This window comes from Mesorhizobium sophorae, assembly GCF_002270415.1.
GTDB classification, from domain to species: Bacteria; Pseudomonadota; Alphaproteobacteria; order Rhizobiales; family Rhizobiaceae; genus Mesorhizobium; species Mesorhizobium sophorae.
Map to the genome: position 1 here is coordinate 887497 of NZ_NNRI01000022.1, position 20441 is coordinate 907937.

The window sequence follows — 20441 nt, forward strand, 5'->3', positions numbered from 1 at the left end:
TGAGGTCGACCGGGCAAAAGTGGGGGACAGGAGGCGGCAAGCCCTAACGTGTATCCATGATTTTGCCGACCTGCTCTTTACTCAGCGGCGTATCGGCTTTGCCTTTGCGAAAATGGCTTCGCATGATGCCGTATTTGATGCCGATTTCTGAAACGACTTGGTCGATGTCGGATTTCAGGTCTTCCTTCTTGGCACGGCCAACAATGGTGACGATGGCTGAACGGTAATATTCCGCGAGGTTTAGGATGACGGATTCTAGGTACGACGGCATTTGGCCGGCATGCACTAACTGGTTTCTTGCCCGGTAAACGCGGTGGATCTGCCATCGCACGCGGTCGTAGTGGTCATCCATAGTGCTATTGACCGCCTTGATGTTTTTGTAGTCCCGCTGGAGCTTGTAGACCCGGTGAAGAGCAAGGGGATTTTCCCCCAGAAGCTGGCACAAGGCAGTTTGGTGAGCCTCGTTCTCGGGGAGAAAGAGCAATTCGGCGAAAGCTTCTTGCCCGTGGGACTCAGTCTCCATCGATCTCGTGATCTTATTGAGCCGACTCCGATACCGAGGAAGCAGTTCATTGTAGGTCGCGATAACCTGGCGACGAGCATGTCGCATAACGATGCATGGAACGATCAGCTTGGCATAGTGCACGATCCGCGCCACCTCGCGTGGCTCGCTCAGCAAAACCTCAATCGCTGACCACAGAGAGATCAGCCGGTTCTCCGGGTTGAAGGACGTGCGGGCCAAGGCTGCGGTCCGTATCGAGCTTATGAGGCGTTCAGTTGAGGGCTCATCAAAGTTGCCTGCGATGTCCGCGGCATAGTTGCTGATAGTACGGGCTCGCGTAACGCGTCTCGTCCTTGCTCCGATGGAAGGTGGACGGGGCTTGTCGTCAAAAAAGTCGGATTTGGTGATTGCCCGACCGGTTTGAGCCCGGTGGAGGGTGACGTGCATTGTTTGCCCCCACTCGCAGTGCATTCCGTAAGGGTCGAGAAAGACAATGGCCCTTTGTGCACTCAGAACTTGATATGCAGAGTCCATCGCAGCTTCGGGGTCGAGCGTTTCTACTGACCATTCCAGCACTGAAGGCAGAACGTCGGCATTTGGGTTTTGATTTAGGGTGTTCTCGTAGGCGCTGCCGGTGACCCGCATTGACGCGTTGAATCCCAGACCGCGAAGGTAATTGCCCAGGTCGCGCGTCACGCCTACCTGGACGACGTAACGATGATTTTTTCCATCGAAGGTTTTGAGAAACTTTTCGAGCGTCTTGCGCCCCATCCTGACCACCGGACGCTCGAAGAACGTGTCCTCCACGACATGCCGGATGTAGTTTCGCTCGTACCCGAGATTGATCAGGTGCGAGCAGTAGAAACCAATCAGCTTTCGGTAGTCCATGCGCTGCTTAGGTTGGTCGAATAGTTCCAGAAGCAAACGCTCAATCGTCGCCTTGTAGTCGACCGCTACGAGTTTTTCGATGAGTTCGAGATGGGATGAGAAATCGTCGAGCGAGAAGCTGGTGCCAAGCAAGTCAATAGGGATTCGATTTCGTCTTCCGCCAAACTCTTTGCTGCCGGGTCCTTTTTGAAAGACCACTTCATTTCTTCGATGATCGGGTCGAGGACAGCATGTGGAACGCGCTGATCTCGCACGTCATCTATCAGATCAAGGGCCTCGTGAACGCGAGCGATGGTATCAAGGGAATATACCCTGAAGCTTTCAAAGGTCGTCGGGGTCAGCATTTCGCTCATAAGCTGAGCCAACATCAGTATACCCCGGCTCCCGTCTGTATCAGGCCATTTGTCTTTTGGCAGACGCACAATTTGATCCCCAGCCGTTTGCGGCAGAGTATTGGCGAAGGTTCTCTTCTTCAAGTTGCGTTGGAGACTTTCCCTAGGCCTTCCGTCAAACTCGCACACCATCTGCGTCTGAGCGGCAGGTGAAATTATTGCCGGTGAGCTATCCGCCCTTGCGACGGTTGGCTAGAAATTCACTTGGGTGCGACCCGGTACAAAAAAGCTGTCGCCCACCTCATCTTCAACCAGGAGGAATCGGCTGCCGCTCTCCACCTCAATTCTGGGATTGGGACATGCAAATGGCCCTACATACGCTCATCAAGGAATAAAACTGACCGCCTCTGCTGTCCTTTCCGACTTTCCGCCGCTCGGTTACGAGGTGCTGGACTGGAACCGATTCCCGCGATGCTATCCGGGGATGTCGAAAAGCATCAGAGTGACGACAACCTCTTTGGCGGTGTCGCTCTGGTTAGCAAGGATGAACCGAAAGCGCGTTTCGCCTTCCTTCACCGGTCCGCGCCGGTACTGCGGGTGCGCCTCAACAGCAGCCTTCGCGCTTTCGATCACTGCGCTGAAATCCTTATTCCGATTGAAGACGATGATCGCAGTCTTCGTGTCCCGCCAAGTGACGTAGGAAAGCAGCTGATCGATCGTCTCTATCATCACCTTTTCGCCGCGCCATATCTTGCACTCAGCGATGAAAATGTTGGCGTTTTCAGAGCGCACCAGAATGTCGGTCTTTCCCGCTGCATTGAAAGTTTCGCCGGTGGCGCCGCCCTCATATTGACCGTTCAGCTGGACTAAGTAGTGAGAACGAATGTCTTCTTCGCCCATCCCCTTAAAGGCGTTAGGGCTTCGCTCCATCACGGTTGTCATGTTCTCGATGATGCCCAGAATGTGCCTGTAGTCAGCCTCGTCAATCGTTGGCTCAGGTTTGAAGGGAGCGCCCGCCGCTGGCTTGGCTACCACAGGAGCAATCTTTCGCCTAACCTCGGACGCACGATAGGTCGTCGGTGCATCCGCGCGCTTCTTCATCGGAAAGCCAAGGGCGGCGACTGTTCCTTTCTGTTGGAGGAGTGAGGCTTTGCGCTGCTCTATCCAGTGCCTGACGGTCTGGTCGATTTCAGCGGGCACGTTCTGGAGGTCATGCCCAATCTGCTCGAGATGCTGACGGATTTCGGCGATCGCTCCATCAATGTCAGCACGAATTCGTTGCTGGTCGCGCCCAGCCGTCCGGAAGTGAAGCACAAGTTGGTCGGCTCCGACATCCGCTCGAAGGCCTGATAGGGTGCGTCGAGAAGGCTCAAAGCGAAAAATGTCCCTATCGCCCCTGAATGGCAGGTGGAATACAACAAAATGCTCTTTCACCTTTTGCTCGCGTTCGTTGAACGGGCTGAAACCATAGTCATCAAATCGACTTGGCCTGCGGGTCGACTCGACCTCCTTTTCGTCAACCCAGACCTCATCCGTGAGCAGGACGGGTACATCGAGGGCATATTCGGCTAGAATGATGCCGACCAAATGGTCGGTGCTGTTGTTCAGCAGCTCGTTCTCCGTGAAGCGGCCAGCTCGTTCGACAGCATGCTGGGGATATCCACGCGCAATATCAAAAACGCTGTTCCCATTGAAAAGAACTTCCTCAGTCATTGCTTGCCCTCACCACGGCGAGTTTTAGAGCAGAATATCACGAGCACCAGGGCAACCAGAGGAAATGCGTTACTTTGGCCGAAGTTATTCACGGCTAAACTTGCCGGGATGGGTACGGTCCGGGGCGAAAGCTGGCCTGACTTTACCGTCCCGCCGTCGTTTTTCGTAGCCAGAAGCCGTCAGTCCGCAAACGGCCCTATCAAGACGTTCGGCATGTAGCCGGTCAGCGCTACTGGCCCTAGTAGACCCTGCGATTTCTCGCGCACGTGCCAAGTTCCGCCCCCTCGCATTAACCATTCGTTAACCATTCACTCGCTAGCGTTTACCTATCAGTAAGGATTCGCCGCCAGTGACTTTTGCCGCTCCCCTCGAGGCCAAATCCATTCGCTTTCGCGCCCGCTCGTTCGTCGCGTTCACGCTGACGCCGGAGGCGCCTTTGGGTGCCTGGCTGGAGGGGCTCGATCACTGGATCGGCAACTCGCCCGGCTATTTCAGCGGCCGGCCGGTGCTGCTCGATCTGAACACGCTGAAGCCGCAGCCAAGCGATATCGCGGCGCTGGTGGCGGAACTCGCCACGCGCGGCATTCGCATCTATGCCATCGAGCTCGAAGGGGCCGCGCTTGGCGCCGAATTGCCGCCGGTGCTGGTCGGCGCCAAGGAGGCGACGACCGATGGTTTGCTGCCCGGCCGCAAGGCGAGGGCGGACGAGAAGGCCGAGGGCAAGGCGCCAGAGGTTCGCGCGGACGCGGAACGCGCAGGTGCCGGACGCGCCGATGTGGGGCGCCCGCAGGCTGACAAGGTTGGCGCAAGCAAAGCAGGCGAGAGCGAGCCGCAGGTTGGGCACGAAGCTTCGGGCACGCTGATGATCAAGTCGCCGATCCGCTCCGGCCAGGCGATCGTGCATCCGCATGGCGATGTCATCGTGCTCGGCTCGGTCGCGTCCGGGTCGGAGATCATCGCGGCGGGCTCGATCCATGTCTACGGCACGCTGCGCGGGCGCGCTTCGGCGGGTGCGCTCGGCAACAAGGGCGCGCGCATCTTCTGCCGCCGCAACGAGGCCGAGCTTCTGGCGGTCGACGGCTGGTACGTGACTGCCGAGGAGATGGAAGGCGTTTCGCGCGGCAAGCCGATCCAGGCATTTCTCGACGGGGACGGGCTGCGCGTCGCGCCGCTCAGCTGACATTTGTTGCGGCCGGCAGGGCCGCTCGACCAACGACATAACAACAACGGAGGCATTTTCATGGGCAAGGTAGTGGTGGTCACCTCGGGCAAGGGGGGCGTCGGCAAGACGACCTCGACGGCAGCCCTGGGCGCCGCGGTCGCCAAGACCGGCAAGAAGGTGGCCCTGGTCGATTTCGACGTCGGCCTGCGCAACCTCGACCTGATCATGGGCGCCGAACGCCGCGTGGTGTTCGACCTCGTCAACGTCATCCAGGGCTCGGCGAAACTTTCGCAGGCGCTGATCCGCGACAAACGGGTGGAGACGCTGTTCCTGCTGCCGGCCTCGCAGACGCGCGACAAGGATGCGCTGACCGAGGACGGTGTCGGCGAGGTGATCGACAAGCTGCGCTCGGTGTTCGACTATGTGTTCTGCGACAGCCCGGCCGGCATCGAGCGCGGCGCGCAGCTCGCCATGCGCTTTGCCGACGAGGCGGTCATCGTCACCAATCCGGAAGTGAGCTCGGTGCGCGATTCCGATCGCATCATCGGCCTGCTCGACGCTCGCACCTTGAGGGCAGAGCAGGGCGAGCAGATCGCCAAGCATGTGCTGGTCACGCGCTATGACGCGGCGCGCGCCTCGCGTGGCGAAATGCTGTCCATCGACGACGTGCTGGAGATCCTCTCGACGCCGCTGCTCGGGATCATTCCCGAGAGCCAGGATGTGCTCAGGGCCTCCAACCTCGGCTCGCCGGTGACGCTGTCTGAGCCGCTCAACGCCGCCGCCAAGGCCTATATCGACGCCGCCAGGCGGCTCGAGGGCGAGGACTTGCCCGTCGTCGTGCCGTTCGAACGCAAGGGTTTCCTCGATCGTCTTTTGGGAAGGAGGGCGGCATGAACCTGCTCGACATCTTCAAGCGGCGCTCCAGTGCGCCGGTGGCGCGCGAGCGGCTGCAGGTGCTGCTCGCCTATGAGCGCCGCAACCGCAGCCAGCCCGACCTCGTCTCCATCCTGCGCGAGGAGATCATGGCCGTGATCGCCAAGCATGTGCAGATCGACCAGGACTATCTGCAGGTCTCGATGGACCGCGGCGAGACCATGTCGACGCTGGAAATCGACATCCAGATCCCCAACAAGAGCGCCGTGCCGCTGGCAATGGCGGGCTGATTTTTTACCCTCCCCTTGTGGGGAGGGTCGATCCGCAAAGCGGATCGGGGCGGGGGATCGGCGCCAGGCACCCCCACCCGGACCTGCGGTCTCGTCTGCCGGGTCCCCGCTGCTGCGCAGCGTCCCGGCGTTCGCTGCCTTTCATCGTGCCACCGGCACGATGAATTCGCTTCGCGAACCGATGGCTTACCCCCACAAGGGGGAGGTGGGGAGATCGCGCAGCGGTCGGGGAGGGGGCCTGCCACGCCGGCAAGCTTCCTCTGAATTCATTTGGGGGTCGAGCCTGTCCCCCACTTCCGTAGGGCGAGAAACCCACATTTTGTGGAGGGTCGGCGCCAACCCACCTACGTTTGGTACCTCCACTTTTGGGGTAGCGTGGTCAGTCTCGCCTGCGGCAATCATCTTGCCGTATGGTAAGCCGGAATGAGACAAGTTTTCTCCGAGGCACCTCTGGAGCTCACGCGCGGCGGCGCGGGCTTTGCCACGAAAAATGGTGCGCGGCGGCGACTTCAGGCCACTGGACGCAAGCGAGAAATCCCCTAGTTTCAGCATTCTACAGGCGGGGCTTCCCATACGGAAGCCGCGGATGTAATGATACATTAGCATTTTGTTAAGTACTGGGTTGGGTATGGGTAGGGGAGTTCGGGCATGAACTTCAAGGGCTTGATCAAGCGCGCTGAAGACGTAGATACCGCACTACAGGAACTGCAGATCGATCTGGCGGATGCGCTGGACGCTAGTCTCAACGCCGAGGACGAGGCGCCGCCAAAGAGCGACGAAGTCCCGGATTCCACGGCGGCTCCCGACGACCCGCCACCCGAGGCCAATGCGGCAAACGCGGATGGTGCGGAGAACGCAGACGGTGCGGGCAATCCGGACAGTCCCGAAACCGGGCCGCGGCTGACGTCCCATGCCCAGACCCGATTGGCTGCGTTGAGCGCCTTCGAAGGGCTGTTCCATGACGCCAGGGACTATATGGAGGAGATCACCGGCAAGCTGTCGGAGATCGCGACCTCACATCACCTGACGCGCGAATACCTCAACATCCTGCATGGCGACATTCTTCGCGCCAACGAGCTGGAGCTGGCCAATGCCGGCCTCCTCGCCGAACAAAGAACGCTGTCGGAAAAGCTGCACGACGCGGGGCGAAAGCTGCGCGAGCGTGAAAGCACCTGCGAAGTGCTGCAACAGCGCGAGACAAGCCTGGTCCAGGACAGGGACGCACTTCGCGCGACGCTTGCCGCGACAAGGCTGGAACTCGCGGAGGCAGCCAATGCGAGCGCAAAGCGCGACGCGGACTTCGGCGACATCGCCAAGCGGCTGACCGCCAGGACCGTCGAGGCCAACAGGCGCTTGCGCGAGAGCAAGATGCTGCGCGAAAAGCATGTCAGCCTGTCGATGGAGCTCGACAAGGCTCTGAAGCGGGAATCCCAGGCGCGCCACCGGCTCGACGAGCTCTCGGCGATCCATGCCAGCGAAGCAGCACGGTTTGCCGAACTGCTCGCCGCGCTCGCCAAGAGCGAGAAAGAGGAAGTGCGGCTCCAGAAGTCGCTCGAGGCCGCACAGGCGAAGCTTTCGGGAATGACCGAAGCGGCCAGTATGGTGGAAGGCGACCGGGAAGCGGAACTGGCGCGCAGCCAGACGCAAATGCGCGGGTTGCGTTCCGAGATCGAGGACCTGCAATCGCGGCTGGAGTGGGCCTCGAACGAGAACAGCGATGCCACCGGCGAGATCGCCAGGCTCAAGACTGAATTGAACGACACGCTGGCCGAAAAGAAAATCGCCGATGAAAAATTGTCCGCGCTCATCGAAGAGAACGAAAACGACAAGGCGAGCCTTTCGAAAGTGAACGCCAATTTTTCACAGCTTGTGCTGCAACAGGCGTCGGAACAGATACAGCTCGATGTCCAGAGGCAGGAATGCGAGGACCTCAGGGCCGAAATCGTGTCGCTCAATGCCAGGATCAAGGAATTGCTGCCCTACGAGCGGCTCCACAAGGCCACCAGCGGCAGACCGCGTGAGAGCACCGTGGTCGAGATCACCGGGGTGGTGGCGGAGAAAGCACGTGCAACGGGCAGGCGGCGCGCCCGCAGGAACCTCCGCGCGGCGCCGTAGCCTACTTCGCAGGCTCGCCGCGACGTCGCTTCGCTCCCGCCCCGCCTGGGGCGGCGAGCGGCTCGTGCTGGTAAAGCTCGTCCATGGTGAGCGATGCCAGGGCGCCGAAAGGTGCCTGCTTTTTCACCCGGCCGCCGCTCAGGATCACCACGTCGTCGCAGAACGAGATGGTGCTGTGATGGTGGCTGATGACGATGGTCGTGCGGCGGCCGGCTCTCGACTTCAGGGTCTCGACGATGGCTGCCTCCGACAGCCCATCCACGGCATTGGTGGCCTCGTCCAGGATCAGGAGATCGGGATCGCGCACCAGGGCCCTGGCCAGTGCGATCCGCTGGCGCTGTCCCGCCGAGAGGTTGATACCCCTGTAGCCGACGAGCGTGTCGTAACCGAGCGGAAGCCGTTCGATGAATTCATGCGCCTCGGCCAGTCTCGCGGCACGCTCGGCTTCGGCGGCCGTGGCCGCGTCCTGCCCGTAGGTTATGTTTTCAAAAATGGTGCCGTCGACCAGTTCCAACTCCTGGCTGGCCAGTGCGATGTGCTGGCGCCACTGGCTGGCGTCGATCCCGTCGAGCGGTGATCCATCGACGAGAATCCTGCCGGTGTCCGGTTCCACGAAGCGGCACAGGAGATTGACGATCGTCGTCTTGCCGGCGCCCGAGCGGCCGATCAGTGCCGTCGAGCGGCCGCCGCGGATATCAAAAGTCGCCGAATGCAGCACCACCTCGCGGCGGTCTGTGCCGGAATAGGTGAACGTCACATCGTCGAACTTGATGCCCTGGCGCAGGCCGTGGAACGGGCCGTCGCCTTGCGGCGGTTGAGGCTTGCCGGACGGATCCAGCATCCATGTCACCTCTTCGAGCGATCCGCTCAGGCCTTGCAACTGGCTCCACGACCCCTGCAGGGCTCGCATATGCGGCTGCAGCCTGTAGAGCAGGATGACAAACGCGATGATCAGCGGGAAATTCACCTGCGCCAGCCAGGCGCCGATCACCACCGCCAGGAACAGCGCGGCGTGGAGAACCTCCGTCAGCGGCGGCAACGCTCCCTGGCGCACAAGCAGGACGAAGGAGGCGCGGCGGACCGCATCGGACGCCGTATCGAATGTCGCCTTCTCCCGGCTCTCCTGTCCGAAGATGCGGATCAGGCGTCCGGCATGCACCAGATGGAGCATCTGCGATGCAAGGTGGTTGTTGCGCGAGGCGACGCTGCGGCTGGGACCTTTCAGATTGGCCGAGAGGATGGCGTGGGCAATCTGGACGACGGCCAGTCCAAGCGTGACCAACAGCGTCATGCGCCACGAAAGCAGCAACAGAAAGGCCAGCAGGATGATGGCGGCCGATGCGCTGACGATGGCCGACAGCATGATCTGGATCGCATCCGATGCCCGCCAGGATTCGTTGGAGATGATGTTGAGCAGCCGTCCCGGACTCTGCCGCAGGAAGAATGGGTAGCCGACCCGCAACAACCGCTCCGACAAGGCGCTGCGGATCGAATGACTTGCCTTGCCATAGATGAAGGTCGTCAGCAGCGTGTTGGCGAAGGCGAAAATGTTCTTCAGGACGATCGAGCCGAGGATGGCGATCGAAATGACCATAAGCCGGTCGCGCTCGCTGAGGTTCGATCCGACATGCTGGAGGACGGCGGAAAAGCCGGCCATTCCCGCTGCATCGCCGTGCCCCATGATAATGCCCAGCAACGGGATGATCAGGCCGATGCCGAAACCTTCGAGGACGGCGCCGACCAGGCCGAGGACCACCACGGCCGGAAGCAGGCGCAGTTGCTTCTTTCCGAACGTCCGGAACAGCATCGGCAGGCTTGGCGGTAGCAATGGCATTATGGCGGTTCAACTCGCTTCGGCATTTGCCTGTTGATCTTGTCGCACCGGCGCACCCTGCGCCCGTCTCGCCAGCAGGAGAACCGCGAATCTGGCGGCGCCGAGCAAATTCATGCCGACGATCGGCCAATGCGACAGGTTGAGTTCACGATCGAACGCAGGCCCGCCCGCCGATTCCCGGAAAGCGGCTCTCGCGGCCCAGTAGAAATGACGCAGCAGCCAGGGCGCATGGCGAACATGTTTCAGGCAGAGCCCGCCATTACCCAGGCTGTAGTCGCGGTGGAGCTTTTCGATCGATTTGCGATCCCGCCGGCCGTGATGATGGAAGATCGTCATGTCCGGCACATATTCGACCGCGATGCCGAGCAGCACCGCGCGCACGAGGTAATCGGTATCCTCCGCCGACCGCAACGGCCCGCCGGCGCCGAAGCGTTCGTCGAAATAGCCGATACGAGCCGCGACATCGCGGTGCATCGTCATGTTGCAGCCCAGCACGAAACCGCCGGGATGGACATCCGGCGTCAAGCGCTCACGTACCCGCGAGCGCTTGATCGTGAAGGGCAAATCCCTGGGATCGCCAAGTTCGACACGGCCGCCCCGGATGAGCCATTGTTCCCCGGACGCATAGTGTCGCTCCAGGTCGCGCAGGTAGTCGCAATGGACCGCGCAGTCATCATCGACAAAGACCAGCACACGGCCCCGCGCGCGCTTCAACCCGGCGTTACGGGCAGTCGCCAATCCGGGGCGGGGCTCGTGAACCGGCGTGAATGGAATGTCCGACATGGCGGCGATGCTGGCCAGGCGTTCCGCCGTGCGGTCGCTCGAGCCGTTGTCGACGACCACCAGCTCGGCGGCGAAACCGGCATGGGCGCGGCACGCGGCCTGCACCGACTTGATGCAAGCCTCGAGCACGGCGACGCGGTTGCGCGTGCAGATGATGAAGCTGACTTCCGGCGCCGATCGTTCCGGGCGAGGATTGGCCGGGACGGCGCCAAGCGCCGTCGAACGATCGCGCTGCAGGGGTTGGTGGGCTTTGACGGTCATCCCTCTAACTCAACTGATAAGGCGCCAGGACCGTCTCGGCGGGCGCGGATTTGAAGAAGTATGCCAGGGCATCCGCCTGCCTGCCGGCCGACAGCGAGGCAAGGCTGAGCCAGGGCGCCCAGGAGCCCGGCCGCAGCGCATATTTCTCGCGGCGCCGGATGACGTTCCATTTCGCGGTCCGCGTCAGCAATTCATGCGTCAGCGAGGGCTGCTTTTCGTCGGCGACGAGTTGGTAAAGGAAATAGAACAGGTTCAGTGCGCCGGCCTCGAAGCTTGGCCGCGTCTCGGCCGGCAGCGAGCAGATCTCCTCCTCCAGCGCGACGATGAAGTTGGCCGCACGGGTAACCGTGTCGAGGCTGACCGCATCGCCGATGTCGCGCAGGTCTCGCGTGGTTTCCGCGAGGCCCTCGCGCTCGAGATTCTCCGCCACGATCCGCAAATGCGTCCGGCGCATCTCCTTGCTGTGCCGGCTGGTCACGCTTGCCTGATGGATGCGGTAGACGACCAGGTTTTCGGGCATCATGGCTGCCGGGTAGCGGCCGGCCAACCGCCTGAAAAGATCGAAATCCTCAGCGTGCCTGTAGGTCTTGTCGTAGTGGAGATCGCCGTCTTCGATGACCTTCCTGTTGTAGACTACCGTCGGGTGCATGAAGATGGTGAAGAACATCGCCAATATGGGAATGCGGCCGAACTGGAACACCGGATCGGGCTTGCCTCTGGCGATGCGGCCGCGGATCAACATGTCGACCCCGGCGCCGCAGAAGCCAAGTTCGGGCCGCCGCTCGAACAGCGCCACCTGGCGCGACAGGCGCCAGGGGTAAGCGACGTCGTCCGCGTCCATCCGTGCGACCAGCTCGCCCTGGGCATTCTGCAGCCCTTCGTTGAGCGTCGCCACGAGGCCGCGGTTTTCGCGCGAGATGATCGAGATTCGGCTGTCGGCTTGCCGGTATCGCTCGAGGATTTCGAGCGAATTGTCGGTCGACCCGTCATCGATGGCGATGACCTCCACGCGACAGTAGTCCTGCCGCAGGATGCTTCCCAGCGCGGCGGCGAGATAGGGCCCGGCGTTGTAGACCGGCAGCAGGACGGAGACGAGCGGCGCGGCGGTCACGGTCTCGCATCCGTTCGCTGGAGGTCGAGCGATGGTGCTGGGCCATCGGGCGATCGGCCGGGCGCCCTCGCGACCCATCCGGCATGGCCGGCGCGTGCCGGCGCGGCATGGGTGCGCGCCACATAGGGGAAGTGGCGCTTCAGGCGGTTGAGCGGCCTTTCGAAAACCACCCAGGAAATCGAGGCCACGACGATCGTGGCGGCGCTTGCTACCAGCAACCGCCCTGGCCCTTGCTCCGAGACATTGAGCGGAATCCACGGCTGCGACTTGACGGCGAGCGACAGCAATATCGGATGATAGAGATAAACGCCGTAGCTGATGCGACCCAAAGCCAGCAACGGCGGCAGCTCGGCAAGCTTGCCGAGGGTGCCGCCAAGGCCGCTCGAACAGGCGGCGACGATGGCCATCAACGGCACCAGCGGCAGGACTTGCAGCAGCAGCCAGCGGGCCCATTCCAGTGTCGGATCGGGAGGCGCCGGGACAAACCACTCGATCATCAGGAATGCGGCCGCGAAGGCAGGCCAGCCCAGCCGCATCCATTGCGGCAGGGCAGCACCTCTGGATCGCCAGCAGGCAAGCAGCGCACCTGACGCCAGCGCATCCATGGATGCCGGCGGCAGCAGGTCGCGTGCCAGCGCCGGGGTGGCGGTGACCGGCCAGTAGAAGCGATAGGCCAGCGACAGCAGGATGATGCCGACGCAGATCGGCTCGAAGCGCCGGCGTGGGACCAGCAGGACGATCAGTGGCCAGGCGACATAGAACTGCTCCTCGATGCTCAGGCTCCAGAAATGGCACAGCACCCAGGGCGTCCAGTCATTGCGCAGCGCATACCAGAAATTCGACAGATAGAGCGCATGCCAGAGCAGCGATGGCCTGGCCTGTTCCAGGTCGAAAACCCAAACGAAACCCAGGACGGCGAAATAGGGAGGAAATATCCGCAGCGCCCGCCTGATGTAGAAGGCTCGCAACGCGTTGCCGGTTTCAAATTCGGCGGCCGAACGCGCTTCCAGCAGCAGGCGCGTGATCAGGAAGCCGCTCAGCACGAAGAACAGCCGCACCCCGATATGGCCCCAGAAGGATGATCCTCCGGCCGCGAAGAAATGCGAGTACAGAACCATCGTCACGGCGATGGCCCTCAATGCATCCAGTTGGATGTCGCGGTTGTTTCCCATCAGCGGGGTCCGCCGGCGTGATGTCCGCGATGAAGCCTCAAGCCGGCCATTTCGAACGGCAGGCCAAGGCGGACGAGGCCCGCCACGGGGCAGGCGCCATCAAAGCCGCGCTTTGCGAGTCCGCTCAGGCCGAGCACGAAATCGACGGACAGGCAGCTCAATTCGGTCAAGCCAGGGAATCCTTCACGGCCTATGTCCAGTCGTTAAAACGAGTCCCCCAGAGGATGGTTCGGCTACCGCATTGTGCAGCGCAACACAAAAAATTTACCAAGCCGAAATACTTGTGTGAGGAGGCGCTAGGTCTTGGTAAAAACCACCCGGAGTTCGGCCTTTTTGGCGATTTCCTCCAGCATCTCAACCCTATCGTTAAGCTGACTTGATCTGCTCGCTTTGGTTGATTGGCGAGAATCTCAGCTTGGAAATTGGAAAGTCTAGAATTTTTCTTAAATCGTTCGCGAAACTCGGAAGTCTATATTCTTGCTATATGATTTCTTCCCCAGATCCACAGCGGATGAATTGGAAACATTGAGTTTTGCGCGATGCAGCATAGCTGCCGGCCTTTTCGTGGTCAACGTCGCAGCAGCCTGCTGAATCGCCACTGAGCACTGCTGCTAAGCCGCGTCCTGCTGGCGACCAATCGCTGTCAACAAGGCACTCGGCGGTGGCTGGGACGGCACGGTCGACAGCGCCAGGCCGGAGATCGTCGACGTCAAGACCGGCCTGCGGCTGGCATCGAGGCTGGCGACATCAGTGACCGGTTGGCGGTTGCCGGCGCCTTGCCCTATCAAGACGTCGGCGCTGTCTCACGACAGGCCGGCCGGTTCGGCCTATCGCGATGCCGCCAGGCGGGTTTGGTCCGGCGGCATGGAGGATGAGCCAAAGTGACATCGACGCCGGTTGCCCGTCGCGAAGCGGCCCCCTTGCCGATCGCCGTACTGATGGGCGCCATGGTGTCGATCCAGATCGGCGCCACCTTCGCCAAGGGCCTGTTTCCGCTGATCGGCGCGCAGGGCACGACGACGCTCAGGCTGGTCGTCGGTGCGCTGATGCTGATCGCGGTCCTACGGCCGTGGCAGATGCGGCCGTCGCGCGCCACCATGCCATGGCTGATCGCTTATGGCGTGACGCTGTGCGCGCTAAACCTTCTGTTTTACGCCGCGCTCGCCACCATTCCGCTCGGCATCGCGGTGGCGCTGGAGTTTTCCGGTCCGCTGCTGGTGGCGACGTTGACCTCGCGGCGTGCCAGCGACTTTGCCTGGATCGGGCTGGCTGTGGCCGGCATCGTGCTGTTGTCGCCTTTCGTCCATTCGCTGCAGCCGCTTGATCCGACCGGGGTGATGCTGGCGCTGGCGGCCGGCGGCTTCTGGGCGCTCTACATCGTGCTCGCCCAGAAGGCGGGTGCTGAACTCGGCTCGCGCACCACAGCCTATGGCCTGGCGATCGCAGCCGTGCTGGTGCTGCCCTTCGGCGTGGCACAGGCGGGAACCGCGCTGCTCGCGCCATCGATCCTGACCAGCGCGCTGCTCGTCGGCCTGTTTTCCAGCGCGCTGCCTTTCTGGCTGGAGATGGTGGCGCTGACCCGGATGCCGGCTCGCATCTACGGCACGCTGACCTGCCTCGAGCCCGGGCTGGGCGCGCTGGCCGGCTTCCTGTTCCTGCACGAAAGCCTGACGGTGCCGCAACTGGCCGGCATCGCCGCGGTGATTGCCGCCGCCTTCGGCACCGCGCTGACGTCGCGGCCGCCGGTCCCGTCGCCGGAATAGCTCCCCACAAGGGGATTGTGCGCTCAGCCGCGTTCGCAATCACCGACGTCGCTCTCCTCTTGGACTTCGCCAAAAAACAACCCATATTGAATCCACGGAGCTTTGAGCGTGACCTTCGCGCGGGTGGCCCTTTTTGCCGCGGCCTTCGTCGCCGCAGCTGTCTTTTCTCCCTTCTCTTCGGCCGGGAGCGAGAAGGTTGCGCTGAGCGTCGCAATCGACGGCGCCATCGGGCCGGCAAGCACCAGGCAACTCGAGGAAGCGCTTGATGTAGCCGCCAAGCGGGGCGCCGAAGTACTCATCCTTCAACTCGATACGCCCGGCGGGCTGGTCACCTCGATGCGCGAGATGATCGCCGATATCCTCGCTTCACCGGTGCCCGTCATCGGCTATGTCGCGCCGGCCGGTGGCCATGCCGCCAGCGCCGGCACCTATATCCTCTATGCCACCCATGTCGCGGCGATGGCGCCCGGCACCAATCTGGGTGCGGCGACGCCGGTCGAGATGGGCGGGCTGCCGTCGCTTCCCGGCGGCGACAAGGACAAGAGCGACCAGAACGACAAGGGCGACCAGAAGGACTCCACCGGGCGGCCGTCAGGCGACGCGATGATGGCCAAGGTGACCAATGATGCGGTTGCCTTGATCCGCTCGCTGGCGGAACTGCGTGGGCGCAATGGCGACTGGGGCGAGAAAGCCGTGCGCGAAGCGGCGAGCCTTTCGGCCAACGCGGCGCTGCAGGAACATGTGATCGACTTCGTCGCCCACGACACCACCGAGTTGTTGCAACAGGCCGATGGGCGGACCGTCGATGTAGCGGGCAGGAAAGTGGTTCTGGCGACCAAAGGGCTGCGGGTCGAGACGCTGGAACCCGGCTGGTTCATCCAGCTTCTCTCCGTCATCACCGATCCGAACGTCGCCATCATCCTGATGCTGGTCGGCGTCTATGCCATCATCTTTGAGTTCACCAGCCCCGGCGCGGTGGCGCCCGGCGTCATCGGGACCATCTGCCTCGTGGTTGGGCTCTATGCACTCAATCTCCTGCCGATCAATTATGCCGGCCTCGCCCTGATGCTGCTCGGTGTCGCCTTCCTCGTCGTCGAGGCCTTCAACCCCACCGTGGTGCTTGGACTCGGCGGCGTGGCCGCCTTTCTGCTTGGCGCCACCGTGCTGCTCAAGACCCAAGGTCCGGGCTTCGCCGTGTCATGGGCCGTCATCGGTCCCGCCGCCGCGCTGACGCTTGGGCTGGCGCTGCTGACGGGCACCTATGTCTGGGCGGCGCGCAAGAGCCTGCCCCGTGTCGGCGGTGAGGCCATGCGCGGACTGTCGGCCCAGATTCTCGACTGGCAGGGCGGCGCGGGCCATGTACTGGCCCAGGGCGAGCGCTGGCGGGCGAAGGCCGACGAACACATCGCACCCGGCGACAGCGTCGAGGTCACCGATATCAGCGGCCTCGTACTGACCGTGCGGCGGCGCGACGCCGGAAGGAATGGAGCGAGAAAATGAGCATCGGTTACGTGGCCTATCTGTTGCTTGCGCTGGTCGTGGTCATGTTCCTGTCCGCAGCCATTCGCATCCTCAGGGAATATCAGCGCGGCGTGGTCTTCACGCTCGGTCGCTTCACCGGGGTCAAGGGTCCCGGTCTCATCATCCTCGTCCCCTTCATCCAGCAGATGGTCAAGGTCGATCTGCGGGTGGTGGTGCAGGATGTGCCGCCACAGGACGTGATTTCGCGCGACAACGTCTCTGTGAAGGTCAACGCGGTGCTCTATTTCCGCATCGTCGACGCCGAACGGGCGATCATCCAGGTCGAGGACTTCATGGCCGCCACCAATCAGTTGGCGCAGACCACGCTGCGCTCGGTGCTCGGCAAGCATGAGCTCGACGAAATGCTGGCCGAGCGCGACAAGCTCAACAGCGATATCCAGGAGATCCTCGACCAGCGCACCGACGCCTGGGGCATCAAGGTCTCCAATGTCGAGATCAAGCATGTCGACCTGAACGAGAGCATGATTCGCGCAATCGCCAAGCAGGCCGAGGCAGAGCGGCTGCGCCGCGCCAAGGTGATCAACGCCGATGGCGAGCAGCAGGCGGCGGCCAAGCTGGTCGAGGCGGGCAAGATGCTGGCCGCCGAGCCGCAAGCCATGCAACTGCGCTATTTCGAGGCCCTGCACGACATCGCCGGCGAGCGCTCGTCCACGGTTGTGTTCCCGCTGCCGGTGGACCTGCTCAGCCAGTTCATGAAGCAGCAGGGAAAGTAGGGAGGAGCGTGTAATCTTCCCCCTTTTGTGGGAGACCGGCGGCCTCACCGCAGCCAGGGCGGATCCGGCGCGAAGCGCTGGCCGATCCAGTCCGCGAAGGCGCGGGTCTTGGCGGCTTGTCCCTTGGCTGAGGGCGTGACGACATAGACCGCGCCTTCGTCGGCCAGCGTCCAATCCTCCAGGATTGGCACCAGCCGGCCGTCGGCGAGCTCACGGCCGACCAGCCAGTCGGTGCTCATCATCAGGCCGACGCTTTGCACGGCAGCCTCGACCAACACCTCGGCATCGTCGGAGACCAACGGCCCGGAAACCTCGACGCGCACGTGCCGGCCCTCGCGGTCGGTCATCTCCCAGGCCGGAAAGGTCTGGAAGCCGCTGAAGCCGAGGCAGGAATGTTCGAGCAGCGCCTGCGGTGTCTCCGGCCTGCCCCTTCGGGCGAGATAGGAGGGGGCGGCGCAGAGCAGCCGGCGCCGCGTCGCCACCTTGCGCGCCACCAGGCGCGAATCCTCCAGCGCGCCGAGCCGCACGGCGACGTCGAAATTCTCGGCGACCAGATCGACGAAGCGGTTGGAGAATTCCACCTCGATGCGGACATCGGGAAATTCGGCAAGGAATTGAGGCAGCAGCGGCCCGATCCACATGCGCCCGAATGTGCCGGGCAGCGCCAGCCGGAGCAGGCCGCGCGGGCGGCCGCCGGCATGTGCCGACGCGGCGGCCTCGGCCTCGTCGACAGCGGCGAGGATGGCGCGCACGCGCACCAGGAATTCGGCACCCGCTTCGGTCAGCGACACGCTGCGCGTCGTGCGATGGAGCAGCCTGACACCCAGCCGCTCCTCCAGTGATTGCAGCCGCCGCGACAGGATGGTCGCGTCACGCCCGACACGCGCCGCAGCTCTGGTGAAGGACCGCGCTTCGGCGATGGCCGCGAAGGCCGCCATTTCGGCAAGGGCGACTGGTTCTTGGGATTGCTGCATGATTCGCAGTACTCAAATGCAAAAGGTAATGATTATCCAGAGATAGCGCAGCAGCTAGGTTCACTCAACCCATCAATCGACGCACCGGAGTGAAACCATGAAAGCCATCGAACTGAGCCAACCCAGGCTGGACGCCTTCCGAGCCGCCACCCTGGCTACCCCCGAACCGCAGCGCGGCGAGGTGCTGATCCGCCAGCGTGCGGCGAGCCTCAATTTCGTCGATGTCGCGGTGGCGAGCGGCAATTATCCCGGACCGAGCTTTCCGCTCATCCCCGTCGCCGACAGCGCCGGCGAGATCGTCGCGCTGGGCGAGGGGGTTACGAGACTGGCCGTCGGCGATCGCGTCGTCGCCCACGCCAAGCCGCGCTGGATCGGTGGCCGGCCGCGCCCTTACGAGATGACGCAGATGCGCGGCATCTCGCTGCCGGGGTCGCTGGCCGAATATGTCGCGCTGCCGGCCAATTCGGTCGTGCCGGTGCCGGCGCATCTTTCCTTCGAGGCGGCCTCGACGCTGCCAATCGCCGGCACCACTGCCTGGAACGCCATCCGCGCCGCCGATGTCGGGCCGGGCTCGGTCGTCGTGCTGCTCGGCACCGGCGGCGTCTCGATCTTCACCTTGCAGCTTGCGAAAGCCGCCGGCGCCACGGTCATCATCACCTCGTCGTCGGACGAGAAGCTGGAGCGGGCGAAGGCACTCGGCGCCGATCATTTCATCAACTACCGCGCGACGCCCGACTGGGACGGCAAGGTGCTGGAGCTGACCGGCGGCCTCGGTGCCGACCTCGTCGTCGAGACCGGCGGGACCGCCACCTTCGCCCGCGCCATCAACGCCACCGCGCCCGGCGGCACGCTGTTCACCATCGGCTTCGTCACCGGCGCCGAGGCCACGGTCAATCTGCTGCCGATCATCATCAAGGCGCTGAGGGTGGTCGGCAACAACACCGGATCTGTGTCCGACCTTCACGACGCCGCCCGCGCCATCGGTGCAGCTGGGATCGAGCCGGTCGTCGACAAGGTGTTTTCGCCCAACCAAGCCGCCGAAGCCTACGCCCACATGGCCGCCGGCGGCCTGCACTTCGGCAAGCTGGTGTTCGGGTTGGAGTGGTGATCGGCGAAGATGGCGGAGCTGCCACTCTCCCCCCTTGCGGGGGCGATGCCCGGCAGGGCAGAGGGGGGTGGGAAGGATCGCCAAACTTCGCGGTTACAACCGGAAATCACTGGACGGCGCGATTGTGATTGATGGTATGGATGGCTCCTGCTCCCGGCGTCGTATTGCGCCATAGTTGGGATGTTGTCGTCCCTAGCAGAGGAGCCATCCATGTCCGAGCTTGCCACAGTTGGTATCGACCTCGCAAAGAGCGTCTTCCAGATCCATGGTGTAGACGAGAATGGTCGAGTTCTCGTGCGCCGCCAGCTTCGCCGCAGCCAGTTGCTCGCCTTTTTCGAGAAGCGTCCTCGATGCCTGATCGGCATGGAGGCTTGCGCAGGTTCTCACGACTGGGGACGCAGGCTTCAGGCGATGGGGCATGACGTCCGGCTAATGCCGCCGTGTTATGTCAAACCCTACGTGAAGCGCGGGAAGACGGATGCTGCGGATGCGGCTGCCATCTGTGAAGCCGTGACGCGCCCTTCCATGCGGTTTGTCGCCATCAAGAGCGAAGCCTGCTCATCGGTTCTGGTTCTTCACCGCACTCGGGACTTTCTGGTTCGCCAACGCACGCAGATCGGCAACGCGATCCGAGCCCACATGACGGAATTCGGTATCATCGCGGCGAAGGGCGCACAGAACGTCGATCGATTGCAGGACCAACTGGATCGGCTGCCGGAAGCGGCTCGGATGCCCGTGAGTTTGCTCTTCGATCAGTTGGCCGAGACGAACAAGCGGATCGAGCGGTTGACCGACGAGATCGAAGAGACCTACGCGCAAAACGAGACAAGCCAGCGTCTGGCTACGATCCCGGGCGTCGGCATGCTTTCAGCGACGATCATTGCAGCGACGACACCTGATGTCAGCAATTTCGACTGCGCGAGGGACTATGCCGCCTGGCTCGGCCTTACACCCAAACCCCACTCTACCGGAGGTAAGCAGAGGGTGGGCCGGATATCGAAGATGGGCAATCGATATATCCGACGGTTGCTGTATCTGGGCGCCATGGCGCAGGTCATGCTCAGATGTAGACTCAAGCGCGAGCCGGGATCGGACTGGCTATCGAGCATGCTGATGCGGAAGAAGACGAAGGTCGTCGCCATCGCCTTGGCGCATCGCATGGCAAGAACAATCTTCGCCGTCCTACGCGACGGCACACGTTACCAGCCGCAGGCCACTGCCGCCTGAAGGGCTCAAGGAACGGTCAGGGCAAAGTGAGGTGATGGCGAACAAACGGAGACGAAGAACCAGGACACCCCGATCAAT

Annotated in this window: 17 protein-coding genes; 10 read left to right on the top strand and 7 right to left on the bottom strand. The window is 62.7% G+C overall.

Annotation, left to right across the window (positions count from 1 at the left end):
• Positions 1–43 precede the first annotated feature (43 nt).
• On the bottom strand, positions 44–1588 hold the full coding sequence (locus tag CGZ66_RS35425; protein WP_143748941.1) for a hypothetical protein: 1545 nt from the start codon (positions 1586–1588) through the stop codon (positions 44–46).
• Positions 1589–2196: 608 nt separating this feature from the next.
• A complete protein-coding gene (locus CGZ66_RS39615; protein ID WP_143748942.1) occupies positions 2197–3435 on the bottom strand; it encodes a hypothetical protein in 1239 nt (412 codons plus the stop codon).
• Positions 3436–3784: 349 nt separating this feature from the next.
• Between CGZ66_RS39615 and minC the strand changes: the two genes are divergently transcribed.
• From minC to CGZ66_RS35460, 4 genes are all read left to right on the top strand, one after another.
• Positions 3785–4615 (top strand): septum site-determining protein MinC, encoded by an 831-nt coding sequence (gene minC / locus CGZ66_RS35445; protein WP_095091257.1) that lies wholly within the window; start codon positions 3785–3787, stop codon positions 4613–4615.
• A 60-nt stretch (positions 4616–4675) separates the two neighbouring features.
• Positions 4676–5491, top strand: a complete 816-nt coding sequence (gene minD, locus CGZ66_RS35450; protein ID WP_095091258.1) for a septum site-determining protein MinD — start codon at positions 4676–4678, stop codon at positions 5489–5491.
• The gene (minE, locus tag CGZ66_RS35455; RefSeq protein ID WP_024501686.1) at positions 5488–5760 is read left to right on the top strand and encodes a cell division topological specificity factor MinE; all 273 of its coding nucleotides are present in this window, start codon (positions 5488–5490) and stop codon (positions 5758–5760) included. The genes minD and minE overlap by 4 nt, the downstream gene beginning before the upstream one ends.
• A gap of 648 nt (positions 5761–6408) precedes the next feature.
• Positions 6409–7875 carry a coiled-coil domain-containing protein gene (locus CGZ66_RS35460; RefSeq protein ID WP_095091259.1) on the top strand — a complete coding sequence of 489 codons (1467 nt, stop codon included), beginning with the start codon at positions 6409–6411 and terminating at the stop codon, positions 7873–7875.
• Between the two features lies 1 nt (position 7876).
• Here CGZ66_RS35460 and CGZ66_RS35465 read toward each other — a convergent pair whose 3' ends face one another.
• From CGZ66_RS35465 to CGZ66_RS35480, 4 genes are read right to left on the bottom strand one after another with little or no spacing between them, the layout of a single operon-like run.
• Complete coding sequence (locus CGZ66_RS35465) at positions 7877–9709, bottom strand: ABC transporter ATP-binding protein (protein ID WP_095091260.1); 1833 nt, start codon at positions 9707–9709, stop codon at positions 7877–7879.
• A 9-nt stretch (positions 9710–9718) separates the two neighbouring features.
• Complete coding sequence (locus CGZ66_RS35470; protein ID WP_095091261.1) at positions 9719–10753, bottom strand: glycosyltransferase family 2 protein; 1035 nt, start codon at positions 10751–10753, stop codon at positions 9719–9721.
• Positions 10754–10757: 4 nt separating this feature from the next.
• Positions 10758–11864 (bottom strand): glycosyltransferase family 2 protein, encoded by a 1107-nt coding sequence (locus CGZ66_RS35475; protein ID WP_095091262.1) that lies wholly within the window; start codon positions 11862–11864, stop codon positions 10758–10760.
• Complete coding sequence (locus CGZ66_RS35480; RefSeq protein ID WP_095091263.1) at positions 11861–13036, bottom strand: acyltransferase family protein; 1176 nt, start codon at positions 13034–13036, stop codon at positions 11861–11863. The genes CGZ66_RS35475 and CGZ66_RS35480 overlap by 4 nt, the downstream gene beginning before the upstream one ends.
• Positions 13037–13056: 20 nt before the next feature.
• On the opposite strand from CGZ66_RS35480, the gene CGZ66_RS35485 reads away from it, so the two are divergent.
• From CGZ66_RS35485 to CGZ66_RS35505, 4 genes are all read left to right on the top strand, one after another.
• A complete protein-coding gene (locus CGZ66_RS35485; protein WP_095091264.1) occupies positions 13057–13416 on the top strand; it encodes a hypothetical protein in 360 nt (119 codons plus the stop codon).
• Positions 13417–13917: 501 nt separating this feature from the next.
• Positions 13918–14799 (top strand): EamA family transporter, encoded by an 882-nt coding sequence (locus CGZ66_RS35495; protein ID WP_095091265.1) that lies wholly within the window; start codon positions 13918–13920, stop codon positions 14797–14799.
• Between the two features lie 108 nt (positions 14800–14907).
• Positions 14908–16299, top strand: a complete 1392-nt coding sequence (locus CGZ66_RS35500) for an NfeD family protein (RefSeq protein WP_095091266.1) — start codon at positions 14908–14910, stop codon at positions 16297–16299.
• On the top strand, positions 16296–17054 hold the full coding sequence (locus tag CGZ66_RS35505) for a slipin family protein (RefSeq protein WP_095091267.1): 759 nt from the start codon (positions 16296–16298) through the stop codon (positions 17052–17054). Before CGZ66_RS35500 ends, CGZ66_RS35505 begins: the two co-directional genes overlap by 4 nt.
• Positions 17055–17098: 44 nt before the next feature.
• Here the strand turns inward: CGZ66_RS35505 and CGZ66_RS35510 are convergent, their stop codons facing one another.
• On the bottom strand, positions 17099–18028 hold the full coding sequence (locus CGZ66_RS35510) for a LysR family transcriptional regulator (protein WP_095091268.1): 930 nt from the start codon (positions 18026–18028) through the stop codon (positions 17099–17101).
• A gap of 97 nt (positions 18029–18125) precedes the next feature.
• Here CGZ66_RS35510 and CGZ66_RS35515 point away from each other — a divergent pair, with 97 nt between their 5' ends.
• Both CGZ66_RS35515 and CGZ66_RS35520 read left to right on the top strand, forming a co-directional pair.
• Positions 18126–19136: a zinc-dependent alcohol dehydrogenase family protein gene (locus CGZ66_RS35515; protein WP_095091269.1), complete on the top strand. Its 1011-nt coding sequence runs from the start codon at positions 18126–18128 to the stop codon at positions 19134–19136.
• A 210-nt stretch (positions 19137–19346) separates the two neighbouring features.
• A complete protein-coding gene (locus CGZ66_RS35520; RefSeq protein ID WP_095091768.1) occupies positions 19347–20363 on the top strand; it encodes an IS110 family RNA-guided transposase in 1017 nt (338 codons plus the stop codon).
• Positions 20364–20441 lie beyond the last annotated feature (78 nt).